6 protein-coding genes are annotated in these 11,749 nt (G+C 35.2%); 3 read left to right on the forward strand and 3 right to left on the reverse strand.

The annotated features are described in order from the left end of the window. Positions 1-3 precede the first annotated feature (3 nt). Together MR053_RS05405 and MR053_RS05410 are read right to left on the reverse strand one after the other, a co-directional pair. A complete protein-coding gene (locus MR053_RS05405) occupies positions 4-2,244 on the reverse strand; it encodes a GH92 family glycosyl hydrolase (RefSeq protein WP_242131418.1) in 2,241 nt (746 codons plus the stop codon). Between the two features lie 95 nt (positions 2,245-2,339). Beyond that, positions 2,340-6,677 carry a T9SS type B sorting domain-containing protein gene (locus tag MR053_RS05410; RefSeq protein WP_242131419.1) on the reverse strand — a complete coding sequence of 1,446 codons (4,338 nt, stop codon included), beginning with the start codon at positions 6,675-6,677 and terminating at the stop codon, positions 2,340-2,342. Positions 6,678-6,945: 268 nt separating this feature from the next. Here MR053_RS05410 and MR053_RS05415 point away from each other — a divergent pair, with 268 nt between their 5' ends. Next, the gene (locus MR053_RS05415) at positions 6,946-9,327 is read left to right on the forward strand and encodes a GAF domain-containing protein (RefSeq protein ID WP_242131420.1); all 2,382 of its coding nucleotides are present in this window, start codon (positions 6,946-6,948) and stop codon (positions 9,325-9,327) included. Here the strand turns inward: MR053_RS05415 and MR053_RS05420 are convergent. Further along, positions 9,294-10,583, reverse strand: a complete 1,290-nt coding sequence (locus MR053_RS05420; RefSeq protein WP_242131421.1) for a Pycsar system effector family protein — start codon at positions 10,581-10,583, stop codon at positions 9,294-9,296. The genes MR053_RS05415 and MR053_RS05420 overlap by 34 nt on opposite strands. 135 nt (positions 10,584-10,718) lie before the next feature. On the opposite strand from MR053_RS05420, the gene msrB reads away from it, so the two are divergent. Both msrB and msrA read left to right on the forward strand, forming a co-directional pair. Beyond that, the gene (msrB, locus tag MR053_RS05425; RefSeq protein ID WP_242131786.1) at positions 10,719-11,180 is read left to right on the forward strand and encodes a peptide-methionine (R)-S-oxide reductase MsrB; all 462 of its coding nucleotides are present in this window, start codon (positions 10,719-10,721) and stop codon (positions 11,178-11,180) included. Beyond that, complete coding sequence (gene msrA / locus MR053_RS05430) at positions 11,170-11,718, forward strand: peptide-methionine (S)-S-oxide reductase MsrA (protein ID WP_242131422.1); 549 nt, start codon at positions 11,170-11,172, stop codon at positions 11,716-11,718. Before msrB ends, msrA begins: the two co-directional genes overlap by 11 nt. Positions 11,719-11,749 lie beyond the last annotated feature (31 nt).

The raw sequence follows: 11,749 nt of genomic DNA on the forward strand, positions 1-11,749 counted from the left end.
CCATCAATCAACTCCCCAATTCTTATTTGGGGTATTTCCCATCACAAAATGAAGTCTGCCTCCTTCTATAATTTGTTGATGTGAAATTGAGGTTTGGTTAAAATTTTCACCATTTAAGGTAGCCGATTGAATATAAATATTCTCATTTGAAACACCTTCAGCTTCGATAATAAATGTTTTTTTTCCTAAAAGATTAAGAGTTGCTTTTTCAAAAATAGGACTACCAATTTCGTATTTGGTTGAAGCGGGATTCATAGGATACAAACCAATAGAACTTAGGGCATACCATGCACTCATTTGTCCGCAATCCTCATTGCCGCTCAGTCCATTAGGAGTGGTGTTGTACTGGGTATCCATAATTTGTCTTGCCCAATATTGCGTACGCCAAGGTTTATTGGCATGGTTAAACATGTAGGCAATATGGTGGCTGGGTTCATTTCCGTGGGCATATTGACCAATAAGCCCCGAAATATCTGCTGAAATATTATCACCTGTAATTTCAGAACTTTCTGTAAAGAGTTGTTCTAAACGTTGGGTAAAAATATCGTTACCACCATGTAATTGAGCCAAATCTTCAACAGCGTGAGGGACGAACCAACTGTGCTGCCATGCATTACCTTCGGTATAATCGGTGTGCTCTCTATGGTTAGAATGTTTAGGGTCAAAAGGTTCGTTCCAAGAGCTGCCATCCACCGATTTTCCTCTCATAAAACCTGTTTCTTTGTCAAATAAATGTCTGTATGCTTTTGATCTATTCAAGAAAAAGTTATAATCATCGTCCTTTCCTAATGCTTTGGCCATTTGTGCCACACACCAATCATCATAAGCAAACTCCAAAGAGATGGTTACTGATTCATCCAATAAGCTAAACGGAATATAGCCATACTTCTTATAATGATTTAATCCACGTTCGTCCTGCATCATAGTAGTTCTCATAGCTTCATAGGCTTTTTCGGCATCAAATCCTTTTATGCCCTTTTTATAGGCTTCAGCTATTACCGGAATGGAATGGTAGCCTGTCATGGTGTTGGTCTCGTTCGCATAAAGTGTCCATACGGGAAGAATTTTTTTGGTTTCGTAATATGCCAACATAGAGTTAATGATATCAGAAACCTTATCAGGGGCAATTAAGGTTAAAAGCGGATGCTCTGCCCTAAAAGTGTCCCAAAGTGATAGGGTTGAATAGGCTGTATAACCTTCTGCTTTTGTAATGGAATCATTTTCTTTTCTAAATGCACCATTTTTATCGCTAAAAGTTACCGGTGCCACTTGGGCGTGGTACATAGCTGTATAAAATATAGTTTTTAATGAATCAATAGGTGTTTCGATAGTGATTATGGATAAAGCTTTTTCCCAATCTGCTTCAGCATCTTTTTTAATTGTATCGAATTCAAAACCGCCGTCTCGCATATTGTCTTTTGCATTGGCAATACTAACAGAGGATAAGGATACTTTGGCCAACAACTCTTGAGTGTTATTAGCATTAAAAAATAGTTGTGTTGAAGTTTTAATACCTTTGGAAGTTTGTTCTCTCGTTTTGTTTCCGTCTACAAACATATGATGTTTGGTTATTGGTTTTGAGAATTTCGCCACAAAAAACACTTTTTGGTTTCGGGCCCAACCTTTACTAAAACGGTAACCAGAAATGGTATGGTCGTTTTCTATATTAATAGCAGATTCAATGGCTGTATCCCAGTTAATTGCAAACCCCAAATCAATTACAACCGATTGTTTATCGTCTTTTTTAAAGGTGTATTTATGATAAGCAGTTCGCTTTTCGGTGGTTAATTCTACATTTACATTATGATCTTCCAAAAACAATTGATAGTACCCGGGAGTAGTGGTTTCGTTGTTATGACTGTACTTGGATTTGTATGGAAGTGAATCCCGTGAGGATGATCCCTTAGATAAATCGACCTCATTATTGGTGGGCATAAACAAGATGTCAGCCAAATCTCCAATGCCAGTACCACTAAGTGCCAAATGACTAAAGCCCACGGCAATAGAGTCAGAATGATGGTAACCCGAACACCAATCCCATTTGCTAATGCCATTAATAGGAGTAACCTGTAACATGCCAAAAGGCACTGTAGCACCAGGATATGTATGGCCATGACCACCGGTTCCTATAAAGGGGTCTACATAATCAATTTTATTTTTTTCTTTAACTGTTTTTTTATAATCTTTTTTACAAGAAAAGAATAAAGTGAAAACAAGGACTAATATGAGGTGTTTTTTAATCATATACTAATATCTTTAATTTAATTTTTATCCTTAATTATTTTAGACTAATAACGACTATTTTAAGTCGAACAACATTGTTTTAAATACTAAAATCTTTATCGCTTTAGTGTAAAGTGTGCCTTAAATACTCTTATTGTGTTGTCTTTAGGCTCATTATATTCTATAGTAAACCAATATGCATTTGTAGGCATGGGGTTTCCGTTGAAAGTTCCATCCCATCCAAGACTTTTTGGGGTCAATTGCTTTAGAAGTTTTCCATAGCGGTCGTAAATATAAATCTTTGCATTGGGTTGGGTGTCAATACCCCGTATGTTCCATATGTCATTTACTCCATCTCCGTTAGGAGTGAAAAATTTTGGATAATCCAAAACGATTTGAAAAGTCGAAATGTCGTTACAATTATAAATATCTCTAGCGTAAATAATACGTTCACCACCCCTTACGTTTTCAAATCTAGGATTTAATTGCCAATCGGTTGTGTCTAGGCGGTATTCGTAGCTACCATTTCCAACAACGGTGATGTTTAAGATGTTGTTTCCCGAAAAAGCATCAGAACTTAGTTCGACAGCAATATTCTCTGGTGGATAAGAACCTGTGACTTCCGTTGTGGCCGGAATGGTACATCCTGTTGTTCTATTGGTAGCTATTACAGTATATTGACCAGCTTCGGTAGGGATAAAACTCGAATCTGTAGCACCTACTATTTGTGTGTCTATCGGATTGTCAATGGCTTCTGCTTCTGTACCATTATACCATTGAAAGCTATAATCTGATATATCCAATTGTGTGTCTATTGGGGGATTGGGTAAAGTTGTTAATAATTGTGGAGGAATAGATTGATTATTGTTGTTCAAGCAAATAACATATTCATCTTCAATGTCTATCTCTGGTACTGGGTTTACAATTAAGGTTAGTTCAACTATTTGATAACATTCACTATCTATGGGGGTTACTCTTACAAATATAGTTTGTATGTCTTGGGTTGTATTAGTGAAATTTGAGGGGTCTTGTATGAAATTGGAATTGCCATCTATGGCGTCTGTTTCCAATTCGTAATAAGTTAACGGATCAAAATTTGAAAGATCTAATCCATTTAAAATATCAGCTTCTCTGCGACGAACATCAAAATTATCAAAGCCATTGTTGTCAATCTCACATTCCTCAATAGGATCTGGCATATCATTGATATTGGCATATATTGTAGTTTTTAATTCTAAGAAGACAGATTTAGTACAACCATTTGCACCAGTGGCCAATACTATAACAGTGTTGTTAAGTTGCGTGCTAAGGTACGCTTTTGGATTGTTAATTAAATTATTTGTTGAGTCATAATATTCTAGTTGTATACTTATGTCGTTATTAGTTATTTGGTCTTCACGTAGCGTTAAATCATATTCTGTATCAATCTGTTTACTGCAAATGTGTATTGGGTTTGGTTGGAGTATAATTGGATTTGGCTCTACAATTAGGTCAAAAGTCATATGTGTGTTAAAACATTCGTCAGTATCTGGTTGTCCATTATTGTTATTGTCGAAAAGTGTTCTAACGTAAATAGTTCTAGAATTTGAAAGGTAATTGGTTTTAGGCAAACCAGCAGGAAATCCAATAGGGTCTTGTGCCTCGATTAGGGTTTCGTGATAAGTTACCAAGATGGACTTAGTTTGTGTGCCAATAGCTTCAGCATCTTTAATCCCTAAATCAAAAGTAGCAGTATTTGTCTCACTGCATAAAGGATAATCGGTTATGCTCTGTGTTTCTGGTAAGGATTTTACATGTAGGGTAATATGGTGTCCTAAGCCTTCACAAGCGTTCACTATTTCACTATCTACGCGTACATAGATATTTTGGGTGTTCGGGAAGTTGTTATTTGTATAATCGTTTCTATGATTACTAATATTGGAAATGGCATTGATTTCGGCCTGGGCATCTTCTAGACTAGTATAAAATGTAACTTGAACATTATTTGAAAACATCGCTTCTATTTGTTGTTCGGCATCACTAAAATTAAAGTTTGTAATGCCATTCGTGTCATCATTATCATCCACTTCAGTGTCACATTCAAAATATTCCAAAAGAAAGCCTGAAGGGATATTAGACGCACCTACCAATAGTTGTACCTCGGCTACCCTATGGCAAAAATTAGAGGTTTCAACTCTTGCAAACACACTACTGCCACTAAAAGCTATTGGGTTGATAAATTGGGTCTCTGGATTTGGTGATTGGGTATTGTTGGTAATCCTTCCTGTAGTTCCCCCCACTTCTGCATCAGCTGCATTTGTATAATAGATGAAGGTTTCGTTTAAATGGTTGATAGAAATAAGTTGATTGGCTTCAGTGAGGTTAAAAGGAGCTTTGCCGTCAAGGTCGTCGTCACATTGCGTAAGTTGTACTACGGTATTTATAATCGGTTTGGGGTTTACCTTTATTTCAAACTCTACATCCGTATAGCAATCTATGCGCCCCACATTTTCAATGCGCACAAAAATAGTTTGTGTATTTGATGTATTATTAAAAGCCAATACATCTGTTCCGGTAATTTCATTTGTTCGAGTATCATTAATAAAATATCTAAAATTATAATCTACCGCATTTTTACCGTTTAAAAGGAGCGATTCCCTTTCTCTTAAATTGAAGGACGCAATACCATCGGTGTCACTACCGCTTTCTAGGGTGTCGCATACTTCAATAGGAGGTATGTCTGTAAAGGGTAAAGCCACGATGGTTTCGTAAACTTCTGCGGTTACGGCCATTCGTGTTTGGCTTTCACAATTATTAAGGGTTTGTGTTGCATAATATATAGTGTTGTTAACCAAGATGTTTGAAGTGTTTAAAAGATTGCCTCCATTAGGAGCATCGTACCAAAGTATATCTGTACCACTAACGATTAAATCTGCAATACAGGCTTTGTCTGTATCACAAAATTGTTGTATCGAATTTCCTGTTGGTTCAGGCGTATCATAAACGGTAAGTGTTACTTCGTTTGATACTAGTCCTGGATCACATAAAAATGCCAAATGGGATAATACGACTCTATAAATATGGCCTGTAAAGTTTGGAGGTGTGTTGGTGATTTGCAGCTGGCTTGAGTTGCTTCCACTATAATTGGAATTATCAATAACAGAAGTCCAACCACTACCTGTATTGACTTCCCATTGGTAAGATGTAACGTCTGGTTCTTGCGGAAGTACTTCAAAAATAATGGTTTCTCCTTTACAATTTCCTTGCTTTATAGGTTGGTTAACAATAGATAAGTTGTTGCCTGTTTCTTGAAAATCCGATACGTCATTTGCATCACCATCTAAAGGTGTGTTATAGCCATTAGAGCCACTAGTTACTACGCCATAAACATCTGTATTTACCGGGTCGGTACCCAATAAACCATTATTATCTGAATCGTTATGGCCTGCTTCGACAACATCAAAACAACCATCGTTATCACTGTCTAATTCCAAAGCATCAATTTCACCATCGCTATCACTATCTAAAACCGTATAGGTGATAACACCATTATCAACAATGGTTTCAATGTCATTGAATAGGCCATTGGTTCCAGAATTAATGTCGGCATCATCAATAATTCCATCATTATTGCTGTCTAAATGGCCATTGCCCGATTCAACTACATCATAAATACCATCGTTGTCTGAGTCTAAATCCAAGCTGTTGGGGATTCCATCACCATCAAAATCTGTTGTGCATATAGGTTCTGATAAAATAGTTATAACGATATCATCAATTAAATTTCCAGAAGAAGTACTTCCCGAAGAAGTGCTTTTTGATTCAAATATGAAAAAGGTAGTGTCTTGTCCATCGGGAACATCATAAGTGCCAGAGTAACTCCCCCAAGATCCTGTGCCATCAGTCATGGTTTCTACGACCTCAGCCGATGTTAGGTCCGCCCCAATTTTTACTTCTGCTACGTCAACACCGTCCCTTCCTCTGTGTTTTACTTCCCATTGAACTTTTGATCCTCCAGATATACAAAGTTCTTGATATAATGCGGCCACTTGATTGGCGTTCAATTCGGCATGTTGGTTGCCATCAGCTGATGGTGCGCCCAAAAACCCACTTTTCCATAATTCAATTTGTTTGTCTGATGCTGTTGTTTTCCAACCTGGCACATTGTTTTCATGGAAGAGCATCCACGTACCATTGCTAACTGTTGGCTGTTCGAAACTACCATTAACTATATTTTCACCACAATATACTTCACCGCATTCAATGGCATCTGGGATGCCATCATTATCGTCATCCAAATCTATACTGTCATCTATGCCATCGCCATCAAAATCAGTTAAGTTGCTTACTATAGGGTTAGAATTATACTTTTGAGTAAAAGGTGGTTCTATTAATTGAAAAGCCAAAAGCCTTACAGTTGATAACAACATTACAGTACAGAAGAATAAGTACCCTTTTATCGTAAATTTTAACACAGGATTTAATTTAAAGGAGTTTAAAAAAACTTATCAAAGTTAGGTTCCGTATTGTCTTTTACCTACTATTATTAAGGCTAAAGGTTATATTATTTTTGCCTCAATTTAACAGGAACGTTATGGTTTAAGTTCTTTAAAGTTTTTAATATTTATAATAAACAGATTTTATTTAATTTTTTGCATAGCAGGAATTTTTTTGTGTTAGGTAATTTATTAAAAAACGACAAAATCGAAATTAGTATCTTTGTTATATAGTAGAGTTAATATAATGAATGTTAATTATAATATTTTATCGCCATTTGAGCTTGAATTTAGCTTTGAAAAGCTTTTAAGACATTATGACGTTTTAGTAGGTAGTGACGATGAATTCATCTCGGCCAATGCTAAACGTGTTTTAAAAATGGCAGATCAGTCTCCAGAGTTAAGGAATGGGTTTAACGATTCCGAAATTTTATTAAAACGTAAAAAAGAGATAGGTGTTATTCTGCAAGATTTGTTTAGTCCTTTGCTTACTAAAAATGAAATTAAAACAGCATCACTACCATTTCATGATTTAATATTTAATGCATCCCAACGGTTTAAGGATATTATAAAAGCGGCAGGGAATGATTTTGAGTTAAAGGTTAAGAGTATACCACAGGACGATATGTATATTATGGCCTGTTCAGTAATTTTAAATGCATTATATGATTATGATTTAAATTTTAAGCGTCCGTTTCATTATGAAATCCCTGATGAAAATGGCGTGACGAGATATTATAAAATTTTATATAATGCTGATTTTTGTGAAGTTGTTCCAAAGCCAGATACAAAACAAATAACCGAAGAAGATTATGATGAACTGTTGGATAATTTTGAGAATATTGACTTATGGAAAGAAAAATTTCCGCCGAACAGTTATATATTTAAGGGATTTGTTATTTCCAATATTTTTGATGTTACCGATGATCAATCCATTTCCAATATAAAATCCAATCTAATTGGGGAAGGTCAAGAAGATTGTGACAATTTCATGGATGATTTTCAGGAAGTTTTCAGGTCGCTTTTTGGAATTAAGGATTTGTATTTGGGGTTTGCCATATATAATCAGGCCGACAATAATTTTGAACAGGCTCCAGGGGTTGGATTAAAAAGTTACTTGTTGGTTGATGAAGCACGGGCGACTTGTGAAGCAGTGTTGTGCCAACAGTCGTATAATAAAATCATTAATAAACGAAAGTATTTCTCAATTTCTGACGTTTCTGGTCTTTATAAAAAACTTAAGGGAAAAGCTCCTCACCATATAAAGGCATTTTATAAACAAGGTATAAAAAGTGTTATTCTTGCTCCTATAGCCAACGAGTCAGGGTTGATGGGTGTTTTAGAGATTATATCCAAAACACCGCGAATGCTCAATAGCATTAATGCCAACAAGTTGGTTGACGTAATGCCTTATATCATTTCTGGGATTGAGCGTTCTAAACGAGAGGAAGAAAACTTAATAGAGGCGATAATACAACAAGAATGTACCTCTATTCATCCCAGTGTGTACTGGAAGTTTGTCGATGCAGCAAAACAATTTTTAAGAGATAAGCAAAAGCAGGGTGTAAATGTTTCGTTTAAAAGCATTGTTTTTGATAATATTTACCCATTATTCGGTCAAATGGACGTAAAGGGGTCATCCAATGCTAGGAATCTAGCAACACAAAAGGACTTGTTATTGCAACTGTCTTTATTGGAGAAAATAGTTGAAAAAATTATAGTTTTGGAAAATCTGCCTATTTATGAACAACTGTTGTTTCGTATTAAGCAATTTGAAAAAAGTTTAAAGACCGATTTTAAAGTAGACAGTGAGCAAAACATTGTAGCTTTCTTAAGAAAAGAAATAGAGCCTTTGTTAAAGTTTCAACTAGAGAAGAATAAGAATTTAAAAGAAGATATTGAAGATTATTTTAGTAAAGTAGATTCTGATATTAACCTCATTTATTATTATCGTAAAAACTATGACGACACTATCATGCTTATCAATAAGAACATGTCGTCTTTATTGGATGAAAAACAGGAAGAAGCCCAAGCCATGCACCCTCATTATTTTGAGCGTTATAAAACTGATGGTGTTGAGCATAACATGTATATTGGTGAGGCTATTACCAAACAGGATAGCTTTAACCCTGTTTATCTTTATAATTTAAGATTGTGGCAGTTACAAGTGATGTGTGAAATGGAAAACGAATACTACAATAACCAGCATTTGTATCCATTGACTTTGGATGTGGCCTCGATGATATTGGTTTTTAATCAACCATTATCCATCCGTTTTAGAATGGATGAAAAACAATTCGATGTTGATGGTACTTATAATGCAAGGTATGAAGTTGTTAAAAAGCGTGTAGATAAAGCCTTTATAAAAGGTACCGAAGAACGTATTACACAAAATGGAAAGATGACTATTGTATTTTCCCAAAAAGAAGACGAGTTAGAGTATTTACAATATATTTCATTTTTGCAAAGTAAAAAGGTTTTGGATGAAAATGTAGAAATACTTGAATTGGAAAATCTTCAAGGTGTTACAGGGTTAAGGGCAATACGTGTTGGTATTCTTTATCATGGTAAAGAAAATGATAAAGCCTTTTATACCTATGATGACTTAATGAAAGAACTTAAAACGTAATCGGTTTCGTTAAACATAGAAGGTTTTAATATTGGTCCTGCATGTGTTTCCGTTGGAAGCACATCCTCTAAATCAGCATCGTTAGTTTTTAATGCCCACCCAAAAGCGAGTACAGACACTATCATGCCTATCATAAAAATGGTATAGGTTAGTCTTAAAATCCTATATTTTCTTTCCAATACTTTACCTAAAAAATAGAGATCTTTCGTTAGGGATTTGTACACATAATCTTTATCCTTTAAAAGCTCTCCAATAGCCCATTCAAACTCTTTCAATTTCATTTTATGAAAGTTTCCAAAAAAAGTGAGGTTTACTTCCTTATTGGCGACATCCTCTTTAGTAAATTCCCCACCGGTAATGTTTGGTCTTGTTGCTATTATGGAAAGAACCATCGATACAACACAAGATAGGGTAAAAATGGCTGTTGGATATAGCAGGTAAGCGTTGGTGTCTAACTTAGAGATTAGATTAGCCATAACTAAAGAAATTATAATAGCATTTACAGATAGCAAAATGTTTGCTTTTGTATCTGCAATATCACTAAGTTTTATATGGTTTCTAAGGGCAACACGGTAAAATGTTTGAATGCCTCTTTCGGGGCTCTCATTTTTGTATTGTGCTTTATATTTAGCTTTTAATTGTTCAGTTTTTAATTTTTTTCTTCTCTTCTTCTTGGTTTTTATAAGCTTAGCTAAGTTCTTTTCTTTTCTAGGTTGCCAATTTTTTAGAGCATAATCTGTATAGAACTCATGCTTTTGCGTCAATACATTAATGTTATTGTCTAACCATTCAGCGGGGGTATAATTTGCTATACCCTGTATTTCCAATTCCTTGCGTAAAAACTCACTGGCTTCCCCAAAATATTTTTTGCCAAAGTGGGAAGCGTCAGCGTCACGAATAATTTTACCTAGCTCTGTACTGGGTGAATCTTTAAACTTAGTGGCCATAATACATTTGTTAACGGATCCAATAGTTTTTTCATCAACATCATTGTCCTTTAAAAACTTTGTAGCAATTTTTACACTTTCCTCTTCGTGACCTTCTCTAGTTACTGTATAACCGGTGTCATGCAATAATGCTGCAAGCTCCAGTACTTTTGCGTCTTCATCTTCAATGTCGATGTTCTCAATAATTTCTCGAACACTTTTTAGTACACGTTCGGTATGGGTATGGTTATGGTATATAAAAGTCTGATCCAATTCATTTTTAAATAAATTGAACACAAATTTTTCAGTTTTCTCAATTAATTTCGACATAAAACAGATAGATTTATGCTTACAAAGTACTAAAAATTGAATATATTAATATGCTTTAAATAAAAGTTTTTTTAAACTAAAAAAAAGCATTTTTAGAACATGACCAATAAATCTCTAAAAACAATAATAGAATTTATGTTAACTTGGAAAGATATTGTTAGTTTTACTGTTAATGGCAATCCAGAGCCTGAGGATAAAATATTTAAGACAGACGAAGAATGGCAAAAGATTTTAACACCTGAACAATATAGGATTACCCGTGAAAAAGGGACTGAACATGCGCATAGTGGGAAGCTTTGCAATGCTTACGATGAAGGTAAATACAATTGTGTTTGCTGTAATGCGCCATTATTTGATTCCAGCATAAAGTTTAGCTCAGGTACTGGATGGCCTAGTTTTACACAACCTATCAAGATTAATGCCATTAAGTATGAAAAGGATACCTCTTATGGGATGGTACGGGTTGAAGTGATGTGTAACACTTGTGATGCCCATTTAGGACATGTATTTCCGGATGGGCCAGAACCAAGTGGGCTACGTTATTGTGTGAATTCAGAATCCATCAAACTAGTTAAGGAATTTTTCAATGAAAAATGATAATTTACAATTGGCAACGATTGGTGGTGGTTGCTTTTGGTGTACAGAAGCTATCTATCAAGAAGTTAAAGGAATTGTCAAGGTGGTTTCTGGATATTCTGGTGGGAATGTGCCTGGACATCCAACTTATAGAGAAGTGTGTTCAGGTTTAACAGGTCATGCTGAGGTAGTTCAGATAACTTTTGACCCACAGATGATTTCTTATGAGGAAATATTGACGGTTTTTATGACCACACACGACCCTACAACCTTAAACCAACAAGGAGCCGACAGAGGAACACAATATAGGTCGGTAATTTTTTACCATAATGAGGTTCAAAAAAAAACTGCCCAAAGAGTAGTTGAAAAGATTTCAGGATATTATGATCATCCAATTGTTACTGAAATTAAACCTCTTGGCGTTTTTTATGAGGCAGAAGATTATCATCAAGACTATTATAGAAATAATCAGTCACAGGGGTATTGCAGTTTTGTAATTTTACCTAAGTTGGCTAAATTCAAACAACTTCATAAAGACAAGCTAAAGTCCCAAGAATAATTAAAAGCGTTTAATTTAATTGAGGTTGTAA

Source organism: Aestuariivivens marinum (genome assembly GCF_022662175.1).
GTDB lineage: Bacteria > Bacteroidota > Bacteroidia > Flavobacteriales > Flavobacteriaceae > Aestuariivivens > Aestuariivivens marinum.

What these genes read in the sequence shown, in the direction of transcription:
- msrB (WP_242131786.1), top strand. Translation starts at nt 10,719, where the DNA reads ATGTTAACTTGGAAAGATATTGTTAGTTTTACTGTTAATGGCAATCCA.
- MR053_RS05405 (WP_242131418.1), bottom strand. Translation starts at nt 2,244, where the DNA reads ATGATTAAAAAACACCTCATATTAGTCCTTGTTTTCACTTTATTCTTT.
- MR053_RS05420 (WP_242131421.1), bottom strand. Translation starts at nt 10,583, where the DNA reads ATGTCGAAATTAATTGAGAAAACTGAAAAATTTGTGTTCAATTTATTT.
- msrA (WP_242131422.1), top strand. Translation starts at nt 11,170, where the DNA reads ATGAAAAATGATAATTTACAATTGGCAACGATTGGTGGTGGTTGCTTT.
- MR053_RS05415 (WP_242131420.1), top strand. Translation starts at nt 6,946, where the DNA reads ATGAATGTTAATTATAATATTTTATCGCCATTTGAGCTTGAATTTAGC.